The 22,422-nt window shown below is 70.9% G+C and carries 20 protein-coding genes; 10 read left to right on the forward strand and 10 right to left on the reverse strand.

All coding sequences use genetic code 11. From position 1 onward, the window contains the following. The first annotated feature begins 45 nt into the window (after positions 1 to 45). The gene (locus ACFYL4_RS21115) at positions 46 to 864 is read left to right on the forward strand and encodes an ABC transporter ATP-binding protein (protein WP_387520184.1); all 819 of its coding nucleotides are present in this window, start codon (positions 46 to 48) and stop codon (positions 862 to 864) included. 54 nt (positions 865 to 918) lie between these two features. Here the strand turns inward: ACFYL4_RS21115 and ACFYL4_RS21120 are convergent, their stop codons facing one another. Continuing rightward, a complete protein-coding gene (locus ACFYL4_RS21120) occupies positions 919 to 1,797 on the reverse strand; it encodes an alpha/beta hydrolase (RefSeq protein ID WP_357767972.1) in 879 nt (292 codons plus the stop codon). A 215-nt stretch (positions 1,798 to 2,012) separates the two neighbouring features. Between ACFYL4_RS21120 and ACFYL4_RS21125 the strand changes: the two genes are divergently transcribed. Next, positions 2,013 to 4,148, forward strand: a complete 2,136-nt coding sequence (locus ACFYL4_RS21125) for a BTAD domain-containing putative transcriptional regulator (protein ID WP_387520188.1) — start codon at positions 2,013 to 2,015, stop codon at positions 4,146 to 4,148. A 108-nt stretch (positions 4,149 to 4,256) separates the two neighbouring features. Here ACFYL4_RS21125 and ACFYL4_RS21130 read toward each other — a convergent pair whose 3' ends face one another. Genes ACFYL4_RS21130 through ACFYL4_RS21145 form a run of 4 tightly spaced genes read right to left on the reverse strand, consistent with a single transcriptional unit; the run spans position 4,257 to position 8,035 of the window. Continuing rightward, complete coding sequence (locus ACFYL4_RS21130; protein ID WP_387520191.1) at positions 4,257 to 4,838, reverse strand: ATP/GTP-binding protein; 582 nt, start codon at positions 4,836 to 4,838, stop codon at positions 4,257 to 4,259. 7 nt (positions 4,839 to 4,845) lie between these two features. Then, positions 4,846 to 5,214, reverse strand: coding sequence for a DUF742 domain-containing protein (locus tag ACFYL4_RS21135; protein ID WP_387520193.1), 369 nt, complete (start codon positions 5,212 to 5,214; stop codon positions 4,846 to 4,848). Continuing rightward, a complete protein-coding gene (locus tag ACFYL4_RS21140; protein ID WP_387520195.1) occupies positions 5,211 to 5,663 on the reverse strand; it encodes a roadblock/LC7 domain-containing protein in 453 nt (150 codons plus the stop codon). The genes ACFYL4_RS21135 and ACFYL4_RS21140 overlap by 4 nt, the downstream gene beginning before the upstream one ends. After that, positions 5,663 to 8,035, reverse strand: a complete 2,373-nt coding sequence (locus tag ACFYL4_RS21145; RefSeq protein WP_387520198.1) for a nitrate- and nitrite sensing domain-containing protein — start codon at positions 8,033 to 8,035, stop codon at positions 5,663 to 5,665. The genes ACFYL4_RS21140 and ACFYL4_RS21145 overlap by 1 nt, the downstream gene beginning before the upstream one ends. A gap of 444 nt (positions 8,036 to 8,479) precedes the next feature. Between ACFYL4_RS21145 and ACFYL4_RS21150 the strand changes: the two genes are divergently transcribed. Then, positions 8,480 to 8,788, forward strand: coding sequence for a 4a-hydroxytetrahydrobiopterin dehydratase (locus tag ACFYL4_RS21150; protein ID WP_357767989.1), 309 nt, complete (start codon positions 8,480 to 8,482; stop codon positions 8,786 to 8,788). Positions 8,789 to 8,884: 96 nt separating this feature from the next. Here the strand turns inward: ACFYL4_RS21150 and ACFYL4_RS21155 are convergent, their stop codons facing one another. From ACFYL4_RS21155 to ACFYL4_RS21165, 3 genes are read right to left on the reverse strand one after another with little or no spacing between them, the layout of a single operon-like run. Further along, positions 8,885 to 9,517: a Fic family protein gene (locus ACFYL4_RS21155; RefSeq protein WP_387520201.1), complete on the reverse strand. Its 633-nt coding sequence runs from the start codon at positions 9,515 to 9,517 to the stop codon at positions 8,885 to 8,887. Further along, positions 9,514 to 10,140, reverse strand: coding sequence for a hypothetical protein (locus ACFYL4_RS21160; RefSeq protein ID WP_357767994.1), 627 nt, complete (start codon positions 10,138 to 10,140; stop codon positions 9,514 to 9,516). Before ACFYL4_RS21160 ends, ACFYL4_RS21155 begins: the two co-directional genes overlap by 4 nt. Continuing rightward, positions 10,137 to 11,753 (reverse strand): AMP-binding protein, encoded by a 1,617-nt coding sequence (locus ACFYL4_RS21165; protein ID WP_387520205.1) that lies wholly within the window; start codon positions 11,751 to 11,753, stop codon positions 10,137 to 10,139. Before ACFYL4_RS21165 ends, ACFYL4_RS21160 begins: the two co-directional genes overlap by 4 nt. 189 nt (positions 11,754 to 11,942) lie before the next feature. Between ACFYL4_RS21165 and ACFYL4_RS21170 the strand changes: the two genes are divergently transcribed. Beyond that, positions 11,943 to 12,968, forward strand: a complete 1,026-nt coding sequence (locus ACFYL4_RS21170) for an acyltransferase domain-containing protein (protein ID WP_357768023.1) — start codon at positions 11,943 to 11,945, stop codon at positions 12,966 to 12,968. Positions 12,969 to 13,056: 88 nt separating this feature from the next. On the opposite strand, the gene ACFYL4_RS21175 is transcribed toward ACFYL4_RS21170, so the two are convergent. Continuing rightward, positions 13,057 to 13,623: a hypothetical protein gene (locus ACFYL4_RS21175; protein WP_387520208.1), complete on the reverse strand. Its 567-nt coding sequence runs from the start codon at positions 13,621 to 13,623 to the stop codon at positions 13,057 to 13,059. Positions 13,624 to 13,862: 239 nt separating this feature from the next. Here ACFYL4_RS21175 and ACFYL4_RS21180 point away from each other — a divergent pair, with 239 nt between their 5' ends. The 4 genes from ACFYL4_RS21180 to ACFYL4_RS21195 all read left to right on the forward strand — a co-directional run bounded on the left by ACFYL4_RS21180 (position 13,863) and on the right by ACFYL4_RS21195 (position 19,020). Next, positions 13,863 to 14,804, forward strand: a complete 942-nt coding sequence (locus ACFYL4_RS21180) for a hypothetical protein (protein ID WP_387520210.1) — start codon at positions 13,863 to 13,865, stop codon at positions 14,802 to 14,804. A gap of 1,568 nt (positions 14,805 to 16,372) precedes the next feature. Continuing rightward, positions 16,373 to 17,371 carry a tyrosine-type recombinase/integrase gene (locus ACFYL4_RS21185; protein ID WP_387520212.1) on the forward strand — a complete coding sequence of 333 codons (999 nt, stop codon included), beginning with the start codon at positions 16,373 to 16,375 and terminating at the stop codon, positions 17,369 to 17,371. A gap of 51 nt (positions 17,372 to 17,422) precedes the next feature. After that, complete coding sequence (locus ACFYL4_RS21190; protein ID WP_387520215.1) at positions 17,423 to 18,244, forward strand: exodeoxyribonuclease III; 822 nt, start codon at positions 17,423 to 17,425, stop codon at positions 18,242 to 18,244. Positions 18,245 to 18,252: 8 nt separating this feature from the next. Continuing rightward, positions 18,253 to 19,020 carry an alpha/beta fold hydrolase gene (locus ACFYL4_RS21195; RefSeq protein WP_387520218.1) on the forward strand — a complete coding sequence of 256 codons (768 nt, stop codon included), beginning with the start codon at positions 18,253 to 18,255 and terminating at the stop codon, positions 19,018 to 19,020. Between the two features lie 76 nt (positions 19,021 to 19,096). Here the strand turns inward: ACFYL4_RS21195 and ACFYL4_RS21200 are convergent, their stop codons facing one another. Continuing rightward, positions 19,097 to 19,891, reverse strand: a complete 795-nt coding sequence (locus tag ACFYL4_RS21200; protein WP_387520220.1) for a class I SAM-dependent methyltransferase — start codon at positions 19,889 to 19,891, stop codon at positions 19,097 to 19,099. Positions 19,892 to 20,209: 318 nt separating this feature from the next. On the opposite strand from ACFYL4_RS21200, the gene ACFYL4_RS21205 reads away from it, so the two are divergent. Together ACFYL4_RS21205 and ACFYL4_RS21210 are read left to right on the forward strand one after the other, a co-directional pair. Further along, the gene (locus ACFYL4_RS21205) at positions 20,210 to 21,661 is read left to right on the forward strand and encodes an amino acid permease (RefSeq protein WP_357768026.1); all 1,452 of its coding nucleotides are present in this window, start codon (positions 20,210 to 20,212) and stop codon (positions 21,659 to 21,661) included. 195 nt (positions 21,662 to 21,856) lie between these two features. After that, positions 21,857 to 22,399, forward strand: a complete 543-nt coding sequence (locus tag ACFYL4_RS21210) for a hypothetical protein (protein WP_387520222.1) — start codon at positions 21,857 to 21,859, stop codon at positions 22,397 to 22,399. The last annotated feature ends 23 nt before the right edge of the window (positions 22,400 to 22,422 follow it).

A 22,422-nucleotide genomic window follows, 5' to 3' on the forward strand; every position in this document is an offset into this window, starting at 1 on the left:
TCGCGAACCGAGCAGCCACCGCAGAGCCCCACCCGAAAGAGAACGATGACCGACGACGCCAGCACCCGCCTCTCGGGACGGGACCTCACCCTGTCCTACGACCAGCGCGTCATCTCCCGCGACCTGGCCGTGCGCATCCCCGACCACTCCTTCACGGTCATCGTGGGACCCAACGCGTGCGGCAAGTCCACTCTGCTGCGCGCCCTGTCGCGCACGCTCAGGCCCGCCCAGGGCAACGTGCTCCTGGACGGGCAGGTGATCGGCTCCTATCCCGCCAAGGAGGTGGCGCGCCGCCTGGGCCTGCTTCCGCAGTCCTCGATCGCCCCGGACGGGATCGGCGTGGCCGACCTGGTGGCCCGGGGCCGGTTCCCGCACCAGAGCTTCCTGCGGCAGTGGTCGGCCCAGGACGAGGCGGTGGTCACCGAGGCGATGGCAGCCACCGGGGTGGAGGCGCTCGCCGACCGGTCGGTGGACGAGCTCTCCGGCGGTCAGCGCCAACGGGTGTGGCTGGCCATGGTCCTGGCCCAGCAGACACCGCTGCTCCTGCTCGACGAGCCGACCACGTACCTGGACATCGCCCACCAGATGGACATGCTCGACCTGTGCGCCGACCTGCACGCGGAGCGGGGGCACACCCTGGTGGCGGTCCTGCACGACCTCAACCACGCCTGCCGCTACGCCACCCACCTGATCGTCATGAAGGACGGCGCCATCGTCGCCGAGGGCGACCCCGCCACGGTGGTCACCGCCGACCTGGTGGAGAAGGTGTTCGGGCTGCCGGTACGGATCATCCCGGACCCCGAGACGCACACTCCGATGATCGTTCCGGTCGACCGCAGGGGCCGGGCCCGCGAACAGGGATGAGCGGGGCCCCGGCCCGGCCGGTCGGCTGTGCGGGCCGGGGCGGGGCGTTCCCGTTCAGCGCTCCAGCAGCCCGCGCAGCTCCGCCACCACCCCGGCCGGGTCCTGCTCGGCCATGAAGTGCCCGCTGTCCACGGTGGCGTGCCGCAGGTCGCTCGCCCAGGCCCCCCACAGCGCGGCGGCGTCGTACCCCAGGGCCGCCCCCCAGTCCTGCTGGAGCACCGTCACGGGCATCTCCAGACGGCGCCCGGCGGCCCGGTCGGCCTCGTCGTGTTCGAGGTCGACGCCGGCCGAGGCCCGGTAGTCGGCCACGATCGAGTCCACCGCCCCGGCGCTGGCCTCCAGGTAGGCCCGGCGCACCTCGGGCGGGATCGCCGAGGGGTCCGCCGACCAGGCGTCGAGGAAGGACCCGAAGAACTCCTCCGCGCACGCGGCGATCATCCGCTCGGGCAGCCCGGGCGGCTGGGCCATCAGGTACAGGTGGTAGCCGACCGCGCCCCGCACCCCGTGCAGGGCCTCCCACATGTCCGGGGTCGGCAGCACGTCCAGGCTGGCCAGGTGAGTGACGGCGTCGGGGTGGTCGAGTCCGGCGCGGATCGCCACCAGCGCCCCCCGGTCGTGGCCCGCCAGCGCGAACCGTTCGTGGCCCAGCACCCGGGCCAGCTCCACCACGTCCGCGCCCATGGTGCGTTTGGCGTACACCTCGGGGCCGGTCGCCCCGGGTTTGTCACTGGCCCCGTAGCCGCGCAGGTCGGGACAGATGACCGTGTGGTCGGCGGCGAGGTCGGCGGCCACGTGCCGCCACATCAGGTGGGTCTGCGGGAACCCGTGCAGGAGCACCAGGGCGGGCCCCGAACCCCCGACCGCCGCGTTGAGCGACACCCCGGGCGCCACCGGCACCCGCACGTACTCGAAACCCTCGATGACCGGAGCCATGTGTTCGCCTCTTCCTTGTTGGTTGACTCCAGACTCGCGGCCCCCGATGAGCAACGGATGAGCGCGCCCCGCGACGCCTGCGGGGCGCCCGCTCGGGTCCCGGGGGCGTGACGCCCGCGCGGGCCGGGGCGCGCGGCAGGACGAGTCGGCCCACCGGGGACCAGGAGGTACGTTGACCACGAAGAACGCGTCCGACAGGGGGGAGGGGGCCGCCGTTGCGGGTCCGTTTCGGAGTACTGGGGCCGGTCACCGCGTGGGACGGGGCCGGGACCGAGCTCGCCCTGCGCGGACCCCGCCACCGCGCCGTCCTGGCCCGCCTGATCGTCGCCCGTCGGCGGGTGGTCCCCGTCGACCTGCTCGTCGACGACCTGTGGGACGGCTCCCCGCCCGGCGGGGCCACCGGTGCCGTCCGCACCTTCGTCGCCGCGCTGCGCCGCACCCTGGAACCGGACCGGCCGCCGCGCGCCCCGGCGGCGCTGCTCACCACCCGTGGGCCCGGTTACGCCCTGGAGGCCGCCCCCGACACCGTCGACTCCTGGGAGTTCGAACGGGCCCTGCGCCGAGCGGCCGACCTGCCGCCCGAGCGGGCCCTGCCCGGCCTCCACAGCGCTCTGGCGCCCTGGCGCGGCCCCGCCTACGCCGACTTCCCGGAGGCGGCCTGGGCCCGTGCCGAGCGCGCCCGCCTGGCGGAACTGCGCCTGGGCGCACTGGAACAGCTGGCCCGCGCCCGGTTGGACCTGGGGCGGGCGGACCAGGCCATCCCCGACCTGGACGCCCACGTGACCGAGCACCCCTGGCGTGAGGAGGCCTGGCGGCTGCTGGCGCTGGCCCTGTACCGGACCGGACGCCAGGGGGACGCCCTGGCGGTGCTCAGGAGGGCCCGGGCCCTGTTCGTCGAGCAGTTGGGCGCGGACCCGGGGCCCGCGCTGCGCCAGCTCGAACACGACGTCCTGCGCCAGGCCGACCACCTGGACGCCGACGAGGTGCGTCGGACCGTGCTGCCCTGGGACGCCGACCCCCGCCCCTTCGGCGCGCGGCGGTGGGTCCGCCCCGTGGACCCCGACCACGCGGGGGAGCGCGGACCGCGCGGGGACGCCGCTCCCACAGACGAGGTGCGCCGCGACTCGGCCTCACCGGCTCCCGGCGACGAGCTGTGGAACCGCGCCGCCGACACCTACCGTCGCTCCGTCGCTCCCGGCGCGCGGCTGCGGCTCGCCTCCACCGTCGGCCTCCTGCGCGACCTCGCCGTCACCGGTCCCGAGGGTCTCCAGGCCTCCCGGGCGCAACGCCTGGCCGCGGTGGAGGCGGCCGAGGAGCTGGGCGACCCGGTCCTGACCGCCCGCGTGATCGGCGCCTACGACGTTCCCGCCAACTGGACCCGGGTGGATGACCCCGAGCGGTCGGCTCGGGTGGTGGCGGCGGCCGAGCGCACCCTGGCCGCGCTGCCCGTCTCCGGCCACGAGGGCGCCCGTGCCCGGCTGTCGGCCACGGTCGCGATGGAGTCGCGCGGCACCCGGGGGCCGCGCGGCCCCGAGGCCGCCGCCGAGGCCGAGCGGCTCGCACGCGGCCTCGGCGACCCCACCCTGCTGGCCTTCGCCCTCAACGCCCGCTACATGCAGACCTTCCAGCGCAGTGGGCTGGCGCCCGAACGCGACGCCCTCGGAGAGGAGCTCATCGCCCTGGCCTCCCGGCACGACCTGGCCACCTTCCGTATCCTGGGCCACCTGGTCCGGGTGCAGTCCAGGGCGGCGCTGGCGGACCTGGCGGGGGCCGACCACCACGCGGAGGCCGCGCGTCAGCTGGGGGAGCGGTTCGAGAGCCCGCTGACCTCGGTCTTCGTCGACGGCTACCGGGCCCTGCGGGCGGCCGCCGACGACCGCGTCCCCTTCGACACCGCCCGGGCCGCTCTGCGCGACGCGATCGGGCGCGCGGAGGGGTCGGGTATGCCCGGGCTCACGCGGGGGTTGGAGCCCTTGGCCCTGCTGTGTCTGCGACTGCGGCGCGGGTTGCCCGCGCCCACGGAACCCGCGGACCACGGTCCGCACGAGCCCTGGGCCCGGCCGCACGTGCTGCTCGCCCGGGGGCGGCCGGACGAGGCGGCCCGGGCGCTGGCACGCGTTCCGGAGCCGCCCCGCGACCTGCTCCTGGAGGCCCGGTGGGCGCTGGTGGCGCGTGCCGCCGTGGCCCTGGACGACCACGGCGCTGCGCGCCGGGCGCTGGTCGGGCTCGCACCGGCCGAGGCGGAGGACGCCGGGGCCCAGACGGGGTGGCTCACGCTGGGGCCGGTCGCCGCCCACCTGGAGGCACTCCGGCGCCTCCTGAACCCCCTGAACGGACATTCCAGGCAATAGAGGCTTCTTGGTTCCATCCCCGGGGGTGCAACTCCAAAACCCTCAACCAGGGCGTGGAAGGTTTCACTGGAACCCGACGGGCTTTCGGCCCGCACCCGTCCACCCCGGCTAGGCCCCCGACAACTCCAGACGCAACACCAACGACACCAACTCCACCACGACCTCCTTGACCGACTCACGATCACGGGCATCGCACAACAACACCGGAACCCCCTCCGCCACGTCCAACGCCACCCGCACGTCCTCCGCACGGTGCGTGCGCTGACCGTCGAAACAGTTCACCGCCACCACGAACGGCACCCCGCGCGACTCGAAGAAGTCGATCGCGTCGAAGGAGTCCGCCAACCGGCGCGTGTCCGCCAGCACCACCGCTCCCAACGCGCCCTGCGCCAGCTCCTCCCACATGAACGAGAACCGCCGCTGCCCCGGAGTACCGAACAGGTACACCACCGTCGACTCGTCCAGCGTGATCCGACCGAAGTCCAGCGCCACCGTCGTCGTGGTCTTGCCCTCCACACCGTCCAGATCGTCCACGCCCACGCTCTCGGAGGTCATCACCTCCTCCGTGTGCAACGACTCCACCTCACTCAACGCCGAGACCAGCGTCGTCTTGCCCGCCCCGAAACCACCCGCGACCACGATCTTCAACGTGTCCGGAACGGGACCACCCTGGGCCTCCGAGCCCTCCATCAACACCTCACAACTCCCGGATACGGTCCAGAACGGACCGCAACGTGCGCGCGTCAGGCCTCTGCCTCTCCCAGTCGGAGGTGTGTACCACCACCAGACCCTGATCCAACAGGTCGGCCAACAGCACCCGCAACACCCCCAACGCGAACCCCGACCGCGCGGCCACCTCCGCCACCGACACCGGGCGCGCGCACACCGCCAGGATCAGCTCCAACTCCGGGTCCACCTCCCACCGCTCCTGCGCAGACACCGCCACCACCTGCGAAGTCATCGAGAAGTCCGTCCGAGACGGACGCGTACGACCCCCCGTCAACGAGTACGGGCGAATCAGACTCGACTCCGCCGACCACCCCTCCTCCGCAGGCTCCGGCCTCATCCCCGCCCTCCCCGCCTCCGTGGCAGAGCCGACAGGTAGGGGCCGACCTGGCGCACCAGGCGGTGCACCTCGAAGGCGGCCTGCCCCATGTCGCACGTGGAGTCGGCCACCAAGGCCAACTGCGCACCCCGCCCGGCGGGCAACACGAAGAAGAACACGTTGTCCATCTCCACCACGCACTGGCGCACCTCCGCCGCGCCCACCTGCGCCCGCGCGCCCCGGGCCAGACTCGCGAACCCCGACGCGATGGCCGCCAGCCTCTCACCCTCCTCGCGCCCCACACCCGCCGAACCCGACAGGAGCAACCCGTCCGCCGACGACAGCAACGCCTGACGCGCCCCCGCCACCCGCTCCACCAGGTCACCCATCAACCAGTCCAGACGCTGTCCGGCGGACTCCCCATCCACACCGCCGCGCTCCTCAGCCGTCGTACCAGCGGACACCGACATCACCCTTTCGTGCTCTCACCCGGACGCGCCGCCCGATCGGGCGCGCCCCCAACCTCCCCGGAACCGGCGGCGTCCGCGCGACCGCGCACGGTACCGGCCTGGAAGGCGCTCATCATGGACCTGATCTCCGACAGGGAACGCTGCCCGCCGGTGGGCTCCCCGGCCCCCTCACCCGCGGGCGCACCGGCCCCGGCCACACCCGGCTCCGGGGCAGCGTCCGACCCCCGGCGACGACGTACCGGCAACCCCATGTAGGTCCGACCCGACGCCGAAGAGGCCGACGGTCCGCCAGGCAGGGCCTCCACCCGCTGCGTCCCAGGCCCATCACCAGCACCCCCGGGGACGCCACCCGTGTCCACTCCCCGGGCCACCGCCGTCACGGGGGCGGCACCCTCCACAGGGCCCCTCCCGGCCGCCGCCTTGGGACCCAACAGGTCCTCACGGCGTAGCGGCCCGGTCACGCCCCTGCGTTCCACCAGCCCCTCCGGGACGCGCACCAGGGCCCGCGTCCCCCGGTAGGGACTGGCCCTCAGCTCCACCCCGAACCCGTGCCGTTCCGCGATCGTGCCCACCACGAACAACCCCAGCTGGGAGTCCTCACGCATACGCGCCAGGTCGAACCCCGGCGGTTCGGACAGCAACGCGTTGGCCCACTCCACCTGGTCGGAGGTCATCCCCAGACCCTCGTCCTCGACCTCGACCAGGCAGCCACCGCCCTCCAGCGTGCGACCGCGCACGGTCACCTCCGTCCCCGGCGGCGAGAACGACGCCGCGTTCTCCACCAGCTCCGCCAACAGCCGCACCAGGTCGGAACCGGCCTCGGCGGGCAACGTCACCTGCGGCAGGGCCAGGACCCGCACCCGGGCGTAGTCCTCGATCTCGCTGGCCGCCGCCCGTACCGCCTCGTGCAATCCCACGCACGCGCCCCCGACCCGCGAGGGACGGTCGCCGCTGAGCAGCATCAGGTTCTCCGCGTTGCGCCGCATCTGCGTGCTGAAGTGGTCGATCCGAAACAGCGACTCCAACACCTGAGGATCGGTCTCGGTCCGTTCCAGCCGGTCCAGCAGCGACAACTGCCGGTGCACCAGCGACTGCGTGCGCCGCGTGATGTTGCGGAACACGTTGCGCACCCCCGCCCGCACCTGGGCCTCCTCCACGGCGGCCACCACCGCGGCCCTCTGGGCGTCGTCGAACGCCTCCGCCACCTGCCCCAGCTCGTCCCGGGGGGAACCCGTGGGCGGGGGAGCCTCGGCGTCCACGTCCACACTCTCGCCCGCGCGCAGCCGCGCGGTCAGCTGGGGCAGCCGGAACCGGGCGTGGTGCAGGGTGTGCGTGCGCAGGTCCTGGAGGCGCCGACCCAGCTTCTGGGAGCCGGTCACCGCCACCGCCACCGACGCCAGGGCGACCACCAGGGCGACGACGCTGACCAGGAGCACGCTCAGGAGCAGGTCGCGTGAGTGGGTGTGGCCCAGGTCGACGATCTGTGCCATACGGGCGCGCTCCATGGCGCGCAGGCGTTCGTCCAGGGCACCGGTGGCCTCGCTCCAGCTGCGGGCGTTGACGGGGATGCGGGCTCCGGGGCCGCCGGGGTTGCCGATGACCATCTCCTGGAGGCGGTACACCGACCTCTGCTGGGTGGACCCGCTGAGTTCGTGGTGGTCCTGGCCACCCTGGGCGCCGCTGGCGGGTTCCACCCGGGCCCAGGTGTGGCGCTGCGCGCCCGCGGCGGAGGCGAACCGGGTGTGGGCCCCGGCGGTGAAGGTGTTGGTGGCCATGGAGTGGGCCAGGACGGCGTCCTGCTGGCTGAGGTACTCCCGGGAGCGCAGCAGGGAGGCGAGGGAGCGCAGGCGGGGGGAGAGGGCGACGTCGGTGCGGTCCACCTGGGCGTCCCAGATCTCCAGCCCCGACTCGATCATGCGGTCGTAGGGCTCGGCCGCCGCCTCCAGGGCGTCGTCGTCGGGGGAGAGGCCGTCGACCTCCTCGGTGCGGTGGCGGGGCAGCATGTTCAGCTGGCTCCGGAGGGCGTGGACCTCGGCGGAGAGGTCGTCCCGGTCGTAGGGGGCCAGCGCTCGCTCGAGGGTGAGGACGGCGCCGTCGGTGGCGGTGCGGGCGCTGTCGAGGCGTTCGAGGGCGCCACGGGTGGGCCGGTGGCTGGCGGCCATGGTGGTGCGCCGCTCCCGCTGGAGGTGGGTGATGACGTCCACGACGGGTTCGCCGACCTCGTCGATGAAGGCCGTGGTGGCGTTCAGGTCGCGGATGTCGGTGGCCAGGACGGTACTCAGCACCGCCCACAGGACCAGGAGGGCGGTGCTGGGCAGGAGCACCAGGCTGATCATGCGGGCACGAAGCGAGGAGCGCTTCTGGTGGGGCATGGGCTCGCTTCCGGGGGGAGGGGCGCGCTTGGCCGGTGGGGGCGCGGGTGGGGGAGCGGGGGCGTGGTTTCCCAGAGTGAACCGCTCTGGAGGGGGATTTGCAAGGTTTCGGGGGTGGCCGGATGCGGATGTCACGGTGGGGATCGGGGGTGTCTCACGGAGTACCGAGAGAGAAGCTTTATGAATCTACGTCGTAAAGGTGCGGCGTCCTTTCAAGAAACGACCTCATCACACAATGGAGCGGCTCACGCCGCACCGACCACCGACGGGCTCCGTTCGAAGCGGACATCATGACCCCGCTGGGGCGGCCGGTTCCGGCCAATCCCGGATTGGCACCGAAACCGGCACCCTCCGTCAGGGTTCCACTACGACACGGATGGATGCGCTTCACCCCGCACCGGGTAGGGGACCACCACGGAGCGTCCGACGAACGAGGGGGAATCCATGGCGCGCCTGAACGACGACGAGATCCGTGACGGGCTCGAACACCTGGAGGACTGGGAGTGGGACGCCGAGGGCGGCCTCATCCACCGCACGGTGCGACTGGTCGGCTTCCTGGAGGCGGTGTCCCTGGTGAACGAGGTGGCACAGGCCGCCGAACAGGCGGGGCACCATCCCGACATCGACATCCGGTACGCCACCGTGCGGTTGGCGTTGAGCACCCACGACGAGGGCGGCCTCACCGAGCGGGACATGGCCCTGGCGGCCCGGCTCGACGACCTGGTGCGCGACACGGCCCAACTGGCGGACTGACTCGCCCACGGGCCCGCGAGGCCGACACCGCCACGAGGTCGCGGCCCCACCGCCGCGGTCCGCCCCTGGGCAACGGTACGGGCGCCGCCCGACCGTTCACGAGCGGGCCCGCAGGGCCGCGCACCGCACGAGCGTGTCGACGAGCCGGATCAGGTCCTGTGCGCCCGCGGGGTCGTCGGCGTGGCGGGGGAGTTGCAGGGGACCGACCTGGTCGAGCCCCCTGCCCTCGCGTGCCAGGACGAAGACGAGGGTGAGCAGGGCGGCGCGGGCGTTGCCGTCCTCGAAGGGGTGGAAGAAGGCCACGTCGAGGTAGGCGCGTGCCGCGCGGGCCGGGAGGGGGACGTGGGGCTGTCGGCTCTGGGCGAGCGCGCGGGCGTAGGTGGTCCACGTGTTCGGGCGCAGGCCGTAGCGTTCGGCGCCGTTCTTGGCGTGTGCGGGGTGGGTGCGGAGCGGGGGTGGGTCGGGTGTGCCCAGGACGCGCTGTTGCCAGTGGGCGGTGAGGCGGGGGGTGAGGGGGGCTCCGCGTCGGGCGTCGCGGGTGGTCAGATGGTGGGCGGCCAGGAGGCGTCGGGCGCGTTGTGGGTCGCGGGGGTGGACGGTGGTGTGGCACCAGTGGGTGAAGCCGTCGCGTGTGGGGGTGAAGGGGGCGGTGGGGGGTGTGGTGAGGGTGTGGGTCCAGTCGGTGTGGTGGCGGGTGTGGAGCCAGGTGGTGAGCGCGTCGCTGGTCATCGTGGTGTGAAGGCGTGGGCGATGTCGGTGGCGACGGTGGTGGTCGTGGTGGGGTCGGGGCCGGTCCAGCTGTCGAAGCGGTCCTCGAGGAGGGTCTCGATCTGTTCGTGGAGGTCGGGGTGGGTGTGTCCCTGGTGGGTGAGGTAGAGGGCGAGGAGGTGGTGGAGTTCGAGGTACCAGGCGTCCATGGCGTCGGTGTGGGTGACGGCGAGGTTGATGAGGCGGGTGGTGGCCTGGTGGAGGTGGCGGGTGTGTTGGGCGGCGGTCTGGTGTGGGGGTGGGGTGAGTTCGGTGAAGACGGTGGCGAGGTGTTCGTACCAGGCGCGTTGGCGTCGGAGGTTGTCGGTGATGAGGGTCGCGGTGGTGCGGGGGTGTTCGGGGTCGACGGAGTGGGGTGTGCAGCACCAGGTGTCGGGGGTGGGGGTGTGGTGGGTGGACCAGGTTCGGGCCCAGGGGCCGTAGTGGTGGGTGAGGTGGTGGGTGATGGTGTGGTGGAAGGCGGGGGTGCCGTGGTGGGTGGTGATGAGTCGGGTGAGGGTGTGCTCCAGGTCGTGGAGTTCGTCGGGTGTGGTGGGGGCGGGGTGGCGTTGGGGGTCGCAGTCGGCCCAGGTGAGCGGGGTCATCGTAGGCGGGCGCGGCGCATCTTTCCGGAGGCGGTGCGGGGGAGTTCGTCGGTGAAGTCGATGGTGTGGGGTGCGGCGTGGGGGGCGAAGCGGGTGCGGACCCATGCGCGGAGTTCTTCGGCGAGTTCTGGTGTGCCGGTGTGTCCCTGGGTGAGGACGACGCGGGCGCCGACGAGGTGTCCGGCGAGGTCGTCGGGGATGGCGTAGACGCCGCTCTCTTCGACGGCGGGGTGGGTGTTGAGGACGGCTTCGACTTCGGTGGGGCCGATGCGGTAGCTGCGGGTGATGATGGCGCCGTTGTCGCGGGTGGAGAAGTGCAGGTTGCCTTGGCGGTCCATGATGCCGGTGTCGCCGGTGAGGTGGTAGGCGCCGTCTGGTGTGTGGCGGATGTCGATGGTGTTCTCGTAGCCGAGGTAGCCGTGGAACCAGTCGAGGGGGCTGTGGGCGCGGTCGATGGCGATGCGGCCGTAGGCGCCCAGGGGTGCGGGTTCGTCGGTGAGGGCTTCGAGGACTTGGATGTTCCAGCCGGGGAGGGCGGGGCCGATGGCTCCGGGGGGTGTGGTGGTGGCGGGGGTGGGGTGGTCGCCGTTGGGGAGTCCGGCGCACCAGCCGAGTTCGGTTTGGCCGTAGTGGTCGCGGATGGGGACGCCGAAGAGGTCGGTGGCCCAGTCGATGACGTCGGGGGAGAGGGGTTCTCCGGCGCTGGCGAGGCGTTGGACGACGATCTCGGGGGGGAGGGTTTTGGTGGCGGCGCGGAGGGTGCGGTAGGTGGTGGGGTCGGAGGCGAAGTTGGTGACCTGGTAGAGGCCGAGGACGTCGAGGGTGAGTTCGGGGTCGAAGAAGCCGGCGCGGAGGGCGAGGGAGTTGTGTCCGGCGAGGAGGGGGGAGATGAGGCCGTGGTAGAGGCCGTAGGCGGAGCCGGGGTCGGCGGTGTTCCAGTAGACGTCGTCGTCATGGACGCCGAGGCCGTGGTGGTGGTAGGCGTGCATGGCCGAGAGGGCGCGGGCGGGGACGCGGACGCCGCGTGGTGGGCCGATGAGGTTGGAGACGTAGACGGTGGCGATGTCGCCGTTGCCGGTGGTGGTGTGGGGGGTGGTGTGTGGGGGGTGGTCGCTGAGGGTGGTGAGGGTGTGGTCGCCGTTGCGGAGGGGTTGGGTTCCGGTGGTGGCGATGGTCCAGGTGGGGTGGGTGGGTGTGTGGGGGGTGGGGTCGAGTTTGGTGCGGTATTCGTCGGCGCAGATGACGAGGCGGGTGTGGGAGTCGGTGAGGCGTTGGGTGATGGCGGAGGGGGCGAAGGAGGAGAGGAGGGGGACGAGGACGGCGCCGATGCGCCAGGTGGCGAGGGCGGTGATGGTGAGGTCGATGCCCTTGGGGATGAGGGTGGCGATGCGGTCGCCGGGTTGGATGCCGAGGTGGGTGAGGCCGGTGGCGAGGGTTTGGGAGCGTTCTCGGAGTTGGCCGTAGGTGAGGGTGGTGGGTTCGAGGGTGGGGCCGATTTCGGTGGTGGCGGTGGTGTGGGGGTCGTGGCGGTCGCAGAGGAGGTGGGCCACCGACGTGGTGGGGGTGTCGTAGGTGGCGATCCAGTCGCGCAGGAGTTGCGCTGGGTCGGACATCGGTGGTGTTCCTCGTCTTTGGTGGGTGTGGTGCTTGGTGGGTGGTCACAACTCTATGCCCCCTGGGTGTGGTGGTGTGGGTCTGGTCTCATCGGGTGGGTTGTGCGGGTGGGTGGTGGGGGTGTTTTGCGGTGTTTGGGGGTGGTGTTGTTCTTCCCTTGGGGTGGGGTGGGGCGTCAGGATGTGCGCATGGACAGTGCGCGTGTGGTGGATCGGTTCGGGCTCGACGAGGGTGTGCGTGAGTGGTTGGCGGCGTGTGAGGGGTTGCCGGAACCGGGGGTGGGGTTGAGGGTGCCTTCGTTGGCGGAGGCGGGTGGGGTGTTGGACATGTTCGTCCTTGCGGAGGACGACCGTGTGGAGGTGGAGGGGTTGTGGCCGGGGTCGGAGGGGCCGGGGGGTGTGTGGCCGGAGGAGTTGTGGCACCTGGTGGGGTGTATGTACCGGCGGTTGTGGGCTGACGCGGATCTGCCGGTGGGGGTGTGGCGGCCGTGGCCGACGTTGGTGGGGGCTGAGGACGCGCGGGTGCGGGTGGCGGCGTTGTGGGCGTTCGTGGCGATGGTGCCGGAGCAGTTGCGGCGGGGTGCGGAGCGGGGTGTGGACCGTTCGGTGACGGTGGCGTCGTTGGCTGACGTGGGTGTGCAGGTGGCGCGGTCGCGGTGGTTGTTCGGTCGGTTGAGTGTGGAGACGGCGGCGTGGGTGGCGGCGCAGTTCCGCGGGCGGTTGTTCTGGGTGGGGGGTTTGCAGTTGGAGCCCGCGGTGTTGGGGGACCAGGGGGTGGTGAGCTGGTATTCGGCCGAGGAGGCGGCTGGTTGGGGTGAGGGGTTGGCTCCGGGAGATCCGGTGTTGAGGTTGCACATTCCGTCGGGTGGGTTGGACCCGGCGTCGGTGGATGAGGCGTTGGCGTTGGCGGGGCCGTTCGCTCGGGAGCAGTTGGGGATCGATCCGGTGGTGGCGACGTGTACGTCGTGGTTGTTGGACCCGTGGTGGGGTGAGGTGTTGGGGGAGGGGTCGAACATCGTGCGGTTCCAGCGGCGGTTCACGTTGGTGGGTGGGGGTTCGCCGGGTGAGGGGGATGTGTTCCGGTTCGTGTTCGGGATGCCGCGGGTGGATGTGGGGGCGGCGCCGCGGCGGACGCGGTTGGAGCGTGCGGCGGTGGAGCGGTTGGAATCGGGTGCGGGGTTGCGGGTGTGTACGGGGTGGTTGCGTCTGCCGTGAGCGGGTGCGTGTGTGGGGGTCTGCCGGGTGGTGGGCCCCCTTTTTTTGTGGTGTTGCTGGAGGTGTGGTGGGTGTGACGGGTGGTGGTTCAGTCGGGGTGGGTGTCCCAGGTGGCGCGGGCGTGGTCGAGGTCGATGTCGCGGCCCAGGGCGGGCAGGGCCCGGTAGGTGCTCAGGAGTGTGGCGGTGAGCAGCAGTGTCCACAGGGTGAGGGCGTTGGCCCAGGTCGGCAGTGGGGACAGGAGGGGGAAGGCGCAGGCGAGGAGGGTCAGGGTGGTGGGGGTGATCCAGTCGCGGCCGGTGGGGTGGCCCTGTCGTCTGCGGGTGGTGGAGACGATGAGGGGGAGCAGGGCGATGGTGCCGGTGATCAGGGCGGGGGCGGCGGCCAGTGGTGCGGTGAGGATGAGGGCCCACCAGGGCAGCCAGGGGGTGAGGGCCCACAGGGTGCTGGCGGTGGTGGCGAGGGAGACGGCCAGGCCCAGGGTGACGAGGGGGAGGGGTAGCCCTTGGGGGCGTGGGTCGGTGCGCTCGGGGTGGTGGGGGTGGGGCGTGCGTTGGGTGAGGGAGTGGGCGGCGGTCAGTGTGCGGCGTAGTGACAGGGCGGCCAGGTACTGCTGGCTGTGGTCGTGTTCGGGGGTGTGCTGGCTGTCGTCCATGTTCTGCCGTTGCTCGTGGGGGTCGGGGCTCGTGTTCGAGTGTAGGAGCGTGGGCGGGGGGTGAACTCGGTGGCGGGGCGGGGCATCGGAACCGGAGACCGTGTCTGTGAGGAGCGCCGTTGAGTACTGAGCCCGAGTCCGCTCTTGAGTCCCAGCCCGTTGAGGAATCCGGGAACCGTCTGGCCGTGGCGGAGCGTGCCGGGTCGGAGGGGGCGCCGCCGTGGACGGGTGTGGGCTGTGTGCTGCTGTTGGCGCCGTTGTGGGGGTTGCTGCTGCCGGCGTCGGTGGTGGTGGGCGGGTTCGCTCTGGGTGCCGATGACGGTGCGGTGGCGTTGGTGGCGTTGGCGGGTTTTGCGGTGGTCGGGGGGACGTGGTGGGGGTTTCGTGTGTGGATGCGGCGCCATGGTGCGGTGGAGCGGTCGTGGGAGTTGCCGTTGGTGGTGCTGACGTCGGCGGGTGTTGGTGCCGTGGTGGGGGCGCTGCGGTTGTGGTGGGGGGTGGCGGTGGCCCCCGACCCGGTGGCGTTGGCGGGGTGGTGTCTGGTCGTGGCCCTGGTGGGTGCGGCGGCGGTGTGGGTGATGCGGCCGGGTGTGTTGCGGGTGGTGGTCTCGGTGGGGGTGGTGTTGGTGTTGAGTGCTGCGGCGTTGGGGGTGTCGTGGGGGCAACGGCGTGCTGAGGAGATGCGGGAGAACGATGCGTTGGCGCGGGAGGTCGCGGGGTTGGCAGTGGTGGTCGGGGTGTTGGAGGCGCCGGGGTGGGAGCCGGTGTCGATGGAGGTGAGGGGTGGTCGGTCTCCGGTGGAGATCTCCTATGAGCCGCGTGGGGTGGGGGAGAAGGGGTTGACGTTGGAGGTGCGCACGATCGTGCGGGAGGAGGAGGGGCCGGGGGAGTCGGGGTTGCCGCGCTGGGTGGAGTGTGCGGGTGAGGAGGCGGGAGGTGAGTGGTGTGCGCGGCATGGTGCGGTGACGGTGTATGACAACACCGGTGGTGCGTTTCGGTCGTTGCAGGCGTGGGTGGAGGTTGAGGAGGGGGTCGTGGTGTTGTTGAGTCCGCGTGTGCCCAGGTTGAAGGATGGGACGCCGACGATGGAGATGCCGGAGTTGGACATGGTGGAGCTGGCGGGGTCCGTGCGGGGTGTTGGGGGTGAGCAGGCGCAGGAGGTGGTGGCGCGAGTGCGGTGAGGGGGTGTGTGGGGCGGGATGGTCGGGGTGTGTTCCGCGGTCGTGGGGGTCTGGGGACGGCGTGCGGTGGCGTGTGTGGGTCGGGACGCTTCGTGTTCGGGTGTGTGTTGTGGGGTGGGCCGGTTCACTCTCTGGGAAGGGGCGGAGCTGGTGGGTTCGGATGCGGTGACGAGGGGCTCGGGTGCGGGAGGGCGATTTTCCTGGTTCTTGGTGCGACGCGGGGGTGTTGGTGGTGGCGGGGAGCCCTTCACTCGCTCTACTTGACATAATGTGCATTATCGGCGATAGGGGAAGGCCGGTGGGGAAGGGGTTTTCGCGCTTTGGGTGGGTTCTGGGGGCCCGCAGGTGCGCCGCCGGGGCCTGGCTGGCCGCCGGGGCCGCCGCCCAGGGCGACCCGCTGGCAGCGAGCCGTTGAGGGCCTGGTCGTGGGGATCGTGGAGGAACCGGGGCGCACCGCGCTGTGGGCGCCGTGCGCGTCACCCTTGGTGGGGTTGTTGTCCACAGGGAGCTGGGTGCGTGGTGGTGGGCGCGGGCGTTCTCGGGCTAGCGTCGATGCGGGGGCGCTGTGAGCGTCCGCTGGCGGAGCGTGGAGCCCCCGCATCCGAGCGTGCTCCTCAGCGGCCCGCTCTGACAACCCCCGAGCCGACGCCTGTGGACAACGTCGCTCTTCGGGACGTGGACGAACGGCGCCTCGGGCCTGTTCAGGGCCCTGAGGGCGAATCCCCGGTCAGTGGCGAGCCCTCGGGTCAACGGTCTGTTGTCGTGGCCGTTCGGGCGAATCCGCCCGGATCTGTCGTTGTGGCCCCCTGGAGGCCTTCGTGTGCCAACGCCGTGTGCTCCTGCCATGTTCGGGCGGGAGGTTCCCCGCATGGCCGGGTGTGTCCGTGGTTCACTCGCTGACCTGCGGTTGTTCGTGGCGGGCGGGGTCTGACCCGAGGCCCCTTCTGGGGCGCGACCTCTCCATGTTTCATGCATAAACGGTGTTATGCATCCTTTTGTGGTTGTTTGACGACACATGACCGAGATGACTTGCAGAGTGCTCGGTGTCGGCTTCCCCGCCCCCGTCGGCGGGAGTCGCCCTCCTTGCTGGGGCGATCCACTGTCGAACACCTGTTCCCCTGGGTGCGGGGGCACACTTCTTGGACGCCCGTACACATCCGTTCCGCCACTCCCCTGGCTCGCGCCCCGAGCCCCCGCCTGCCCGCCGCAAGAACCCAATGCCCGAGTCTTCGCAGGTCAGATGTGATCGCTGGGCCCCCACTCCCCCGGTGTTGCCGCTCGCACCCGGTGTGAGTGCGCACGTCCGATCGTGTGGACGTACGTACACAACGGTGGCGTGGAAGACCTCCCCCTGGCGGTGTCGCTGACTGGGTGTCTCCCGAAGTCGCGGGCGCCGCGCAGTGCGGTGGTGAGTCGCCGCCGGGGATCAGGGAGGTACGGGCGATGGCGGTGGTGGGGTGCGGGGCGCTGACGACGGTTTCGGCTGCGGCCCTGGCCGCTCCGTGGGGGTGAGGGGGTCGGGGTGGGTTGGAGGCGCGGTGTGGGCCGGGATCGGGAATGCTGGGGGCATGAGTGGTGAGGGTGTGTCGGTGGAGCGGGCGATCGAGCGGTATTTGGTGGCGCGGCGGGCGGCGAAGCCGTCTCCGCACACGGTGGCGGCGTATCGGCGGGATTTGGTGGGTGTGTTGGGGTGTGTGGGGCGGGCGTTGGGGTGTGAGCCGGGTGGGGTGGGGTTGGTGGAGTTGGAGGCGGGGGTGTTGCGGGAGGGGTTCGCGGAGTTCGCTGAGGAGCGGGCGGCGTCGAGTGTGTTGCGGGCGTGGTCGACGTGGAACGGGTTCTTCGCGTTCTGGGTGTCGGAGGGGGTGGTGGCGGGGAATCCGATGTCGGCGGTGCCTCGGCCGCGGGTGCGTCCTTCGGGTCCCAAGCCGTTGATGGGTGAGGACACTCCGGAGCGGTTGTTGGAGGCGTTGGCGCGGGGGGCGCGGCGTGCGCGAGATCCGTGGCCGGAGCGGGATCTGGCGGTGTTGGCGTTGGCGTTGCTGACGGGGATGCGGTCGGCGGAGATGTTGTCGTTGCGGGTGGAGTCGTTGGGTGGGCGGCCGGGTGAGCGGCGGATTCGGGTGGTGGGCAAGGGGGGTGGTGAGCGTGTGTTGCCGATCGAGGTGCCGTTGGAGGCGTTGTTGGAGGCGTATCTGGAGTCGCGGCGGGTGCGGTTCGGGGTGGCGGTGCGGGGTGGTGATCCGTTGTTGGTGGACAACCGGGGTGAGGGGTTGCGTCGGGGTGGGTTGCAGTACCTGGTGAGGCAGTGTTATCGGCATGCGGGGGTGAATGATCGGGTGGCGCGGGGGACGTTGGTGCACGCGTTGCGGCATACGTTCGCGACGCGGTTGGCGGAGGACGGTGCGTCGGTCACGGAGATCATGCACTTGTTGGGGCATGCGTCGGTGACGTCGTCGCAGGCCTATATCGAGGTGACGGCGCGGGCGCAGCGTGAGGCGGCGGGGTCGAACCGTACGTATGGGGTGTTGCGGCGGTTGGCTGGGGAGGAGGTGGGTGGGGTGGGGTGAGGGTGTTGTGTGGGGCTGGTGTGGGGGTGGGCTGTGGCTACTCTGTGGGGCGTGAATCAGTCGAGTTTTGTTGTGTCCAGCGTCAACGTCAACGGGTTGCGGGCGGCTGCGAGGAAGGACCCGGGGTTCGGGTCGTGGTTGTCGGCCACGGAGGCGGACGTGGTGTGTTTGCAGGAGACGCGTGCGGAGGCGGGGCAGCTTCCTGAGGGGGTGGCCTCTCCCCCGGGGTGGCATGTGGTGTTGTGTCCGGCGTTGGCGAAGGGGCGTGCGGGGGTGGCGCTGTATTCGCGGGTGGAGCCTGATGAGGTGCGGGTGGGGTTCGGTGTGCCCGAGTTCGCGGAGTCGGGTCGGTATGTGGAGGCGGATTTCGGTGCGGTGAGCGTGGCGAGTCTGTATCTGCCCTCGGGTGAGGTGGGGACGGCGCGTCAGGAGGAGAAGGAGCGTTTCATGGCGGCGTTCCTGCCGTATCTGGTGGAGCGGCGTGCTCGGGTGGAGGAGCGGGGTCGGGATCTGGTGGTGTGTGGTGACTGGAACATCGCGCACACGGAGGCGGATCTGCGGAACTGGCGGGGGAATCTGAAGAACTCGGGGTTCTTGCCGGAGGAGCGTGCGTGGTTGTCTCGGGTGTTCGACGAGGCGGGGTATGTGGATGTGGTGCGGTCGTTGTATCCGGGTCAGGAGGGGCCGTACTCGTGGTGGTCGTATCGGGGTCGGGCCTTTGACAATGACACGGGGTGGCGGATCGACTATCAGGTGGCGACGCCGGGGTTGGCGGGTCGGGCACTGTCGGGGCGGGTGGAGCGTTATCCCAGCCGTGAGGAGCGCTGGTCGGATCACGCTCCGGTGACGGTGTCCTATGGGGCCGGGAGGTAGGTGTGGTGATGGGTGTTCCGATCGTGTTGGCGCACGGGTTGCGTTCGTCGTCGAGTATGTGGCGGCCGCAGGTGGAGTTCCTTCGGGAGCAGGGGCGGACGGTGGTGGCTCCTGATCTTCCGGCGCACGGGTCCCGTCGGGGTGAGGAGTTCTCGGTGGGGCGGGCGGTGGACACGTTGTTGGATGCCATCGACTCGGTGGGTGGGCGTGCCCTGTTGGTGGGGTTGAGTATGGGCGGGATGGTGTCGATCGCGGCGGCGGGTGTGGCGCCGGGGCGGGTCGCTGGGTTGGTGGCGGCCAGTTGTACGGCGCAGCCGGATCAGTCGTTGGCGCAGGTGTATCGGATCCCGGCGGTGTTGATGGAGCGGTTGCCGGACAAGGGTGCGGCGGTCAATGAGCGGTTTCATCGGTTGACGTTGCGTGATGGTGCTGCGGACGCGGTGGTGGACGGTGGTTTGGCGGTGGAGTCGGCGACGGCGGTGATCGATGAGTTGGCGACGATCGACGCGTTGTCGGCGTTGTCGGCGTATGGGGGGCCGGTGTGGTTGGTGAACGGGTCGCGGGATCATTTCCGGATTCATGAGAAGGCGTTCTTCGACGCGTGTGTCGAGGGGCGTTTGGTGAATGTTCCGCGTGCGGGGCACATGGTGAGTCTGGATCAGCCGGTGATCTTCTCGCGGATGGTGTCCGATGCCGCTGATGTGGTGGGGGTGCGTGAGGTGCGGGCTGGTGTGGAGGGTGGGTCGGCTGTGGAGTTGGAGGCTGACGGGGGCTGAGGTGTTGGTGTGTGAGGGGGCGGTGGGCCGTGTGGCCTGCCGCCCCCTTTTTTTTGTGGTGTGGGTGGGGTGGTGTTCAGCTGTGGGTGGGGTCATGGGTGGGGTCGTCGTGGTGGGTGCGGGGTCGGGGTGGGCGGGGGACGGCTTGTCCGGGGCGGGGGCGTTCGGGGAGGCGGAAGAAGATCATGGGGTTGTGGGTGGAGTCGCGGACGGGTGTGTCCAGGCCGAGTTCGGTTTTGAGGTCGTTGAGGGCTTGGTGGTGGTGGGGTGCGCGGGCGGCTGAGGCGGTGAAGTAGTCGGTGGTGTTGTTGGCGAGCCATTTGAGGATGACGGCGCCTTCGGTGAAGGGGAGGGCGTAGCGCTGGTGGAAGACGTCGTGGACGCTGACGGGGATGTGGGCGGGCAGGGTGGGCAGGAGGTGGTGGATGTACCAGCGGGCGAACCAGCCGTTGTGGGCGGCGTCGATGAAGAGGTAGTCGGTGCTGGAGGGGATGTGGGTGATCTTGGCGCGGACGTCGCCTTTGGTGAAGGTCCAGCGGTCGTCGGAGAGTTCGGGTGGGACGTGGGTGGTGGCGTGGTCGACGATGTCGAAGGAGTGGAGGTGGCCGGTGCCGTTGTCGCGGAGGGCGGAGAGAATCCAGGAGGTGGACCAGCCGTAGTAGGTGCCGATTTCGACGACGTTGGCGGGGCGGTGGTGGCGTAGGAGGAGGTAGGTGATTTCGGCTTCGAGGTCGTCGAGTTGGGGGGTCATGGCGGGGTCGGCGTCGGCGTGGTGGAGGCGTTGTTGGTCGCGGACGCGGGCGAGGTCGTCGCGGTGGGTGGTGTAGAGGGTGGTGATGAGGTCGAGGTCGATGTTTGGGGTTGTGGGCATGGGTGCTCCAGGGGTGGGTGGTGTCAGCCGCCTTTGCTTGCAGAAAGTAACAGTGTTGTTGCTTTTAGTTAGTGGTTTCGTGGGTGTGTCGTGGGTTTCGGGGGTGGGTGGCGGGTGCTGGCGGGGGTCGGTTGGGGTGGTGGTGGGCGTGGGGTGTGTCACTTTCGTTGGTTGATGGGTTGTTTTGCGGGGTCGGTGCGGGGGGTGGCCGTGGTCGCGCCCTAGGGTGGGGCCGTGACAGGCAGTGAGAAGTCGTCCCCCGAGACGACCAGGAAAAACGAAGAGTCGGGGCTGGCGCACACGTTGCGTCGCCGCCACATGACGTTGATCGCGATCGGCGGGTCGGTGGGCGCGGGGCTGTTCATCGGTTCCGGTGCGGTGATCCAGACGGCGGGTCCGGCGGCGGTGGTGTCCTACGCGTTGGCGGGGGCGCTGGTGTTCCTGACGTTGCGGGCCCTGGGTGAGATGGTGGTGTCGGTTCCGGCCGGGGGTTCCTTCTCCGACTACGCCCGGTTGGCGTTCGGGCCGCGGGCGGGGTTCGCGATCGGCTGGGTGTACTGGTGGATGTACGCGGTGTTGGTGGCCGCGGAGTCGGTGGCCGGTGCGGCGATCCTGGGCCAGTGGGTGGAGGGTGTGCCGCCGTGGGCGTTGGCGTTGGCCGTGTTGCTCACGATGACGGTGGCCAACCTGGTCTCGGTGCGGGTGTTCGCGGAGACCGAGTCGTTGTTCTCGCTGGTGAAGGTGGCCACGATCGTGGCGTTTTTGCTGGTGGGCGGGTTGTACGCGTTGGGTTTGTGGAGTGGTTCGCAAGGGGCGACGTTCGCGCACCTGTGGGATCTGGGCGGGTTCGCTCCCAACGGTTGGGTGGCGGTGCTGGGTGCCACGGTGGTGGTGCTGTTCGCGTTCGGCGGGGTGGAGATCATCACGATCGCCGCTGGGGAGAGTGCGGAGCCGGAGCGGGGGGTGGCCTCGGCGATCACGAACGTGTTGTGGCGTATCGGGTTGTTCTACGTGGCTTCGATCCTGGTGGTGGTGATGGTCGTGCCGTGGAATTCCACGGATCTGGACCGCAGCCCGTTCGTGGTGGTCATGGAGACGGTGGGGATTCCGGGCGCGGCGCTCATCATGGAGATCGTGGTGCTGATCGCGGTGTTGAGCGTGCTCAACGCGGCGATGTACACGTCGTCGCGGATGTTGTTCATGCTGACGCGCCAGGGTGACGCTCCGCGGGTGCTCAAGGGCGTCAACCGTCGCGGGGTGCCGGTGCGGGCGATCCTGTTGGGCACGGTGGTGGGGTACGCGGCGGTGGTCGCGGACTTCCTGTTCCCGGGTCGTGTGTTCGCGTTCCTGGTGGCGTCGATCGGCGCGATCCTGTTGGTGTTGTTCCTGACGATCTGTGCTTCGCAGTTGGTGGTGGGGGCGCGGGTGCGTCGTCGTGCGCCGGAGCGGTTGACGTTGCGGATGTGGGGTTTTCCCTATGTGACGTGGGCGACGTTGGTGGGTTTGGTGGCGATCTTCTTGGCGATGGCGACTCTTCAGGAGCACCGTCAGGCGTTGTGGGCGTCGGTGGCGGCCGTGGTGGTGGCGGTGGTGGCCTATGAGGTGCGTCGTGTGTTCGGTGCGACGGCGCCCAGCCGTCTGGTGTTGGGTGTGGAGGGTCGGGCGACGCCCGAGGAGTTGGATCGGGTGGCGGGTGCCGGTGCCCGGCGGGGGTCGGGTTCGAGGGTGCGGGGGCCTGTGGACGAGGGCGGTGGCGGTGCGGGGCGCTGATCGGGTGCGTTCCGGTGGTGGTGTGGCGTCGCTTGCCTGGTGGGGGGCGGCGCCGCGCCGTTGTGCGGGGGGTGTGTGTGGGGCTGGGGGTGCCCCCTCCCCCCGGGATGTCCGAGATGCCCATCTTGGTGGTTATGGTGCTGAACTTCGCTTTTGTCGCTAGGGTGCTGCGCAACCCCTGAGAGGAGCACCCCCGTGCGACACTTCGTCGGCTTCCTGTCGGGCCTGATCCTGGGTCCGGTTCTACTCTTGCTGACCGGCTGGGCCTTCGCCCACCTGCGGGGCCTGCACGCCGTCCAGGCCAGCGCCCTTCAGGGCACCGGTCCGGTGGCCCTGGCCGGGCTGGTGGGCGTGGGCCTGCTGGTGGCCCTGGTCGCGGTCCCGCCGCGCCTGACCCCCCTGCTGCCCTTCGCGGCCTCCCTGGTCCTGGCCGGGGCGACCGCCACCGCGCTGCTGCGTGCGCACCTGTTGGAGCGCCTGCCGGTCCTGCCCGGTGTGGAGGGCGCCCTGACCCTGCTGCCCCTGGGCGTGTTCGTCCCCCTGGCCCTGGTCCTGGCCACCCCGGTGTTCGTGGGCGCCCGCTGGGTCCGCGACGACGAGGACGGCCCCACCAGGGAGGAGTACTTCGAGGGCCTCTACGACGACGAGGACGAGGACCGGCCCCGCCTCGGCGCCGCCCGTTCCGAGCCGGTCACGGCCGCCCAGCACCAGCCCCGGCACCGACTGGAGGACGCCTGAGGAGCGGACCGCCCCGAATGCCG

Source organism: Nocardiopsis sp. NPDC006938 (genome assembly GCF_042869555.1).
In the GTDB taxonomy this organism is placed as follows: domain Bacteria; phylum Actinomycetota; class Actinomycetes; order Streptosporangiales; family Streptosporangiaceae; genus Nocardiopsis.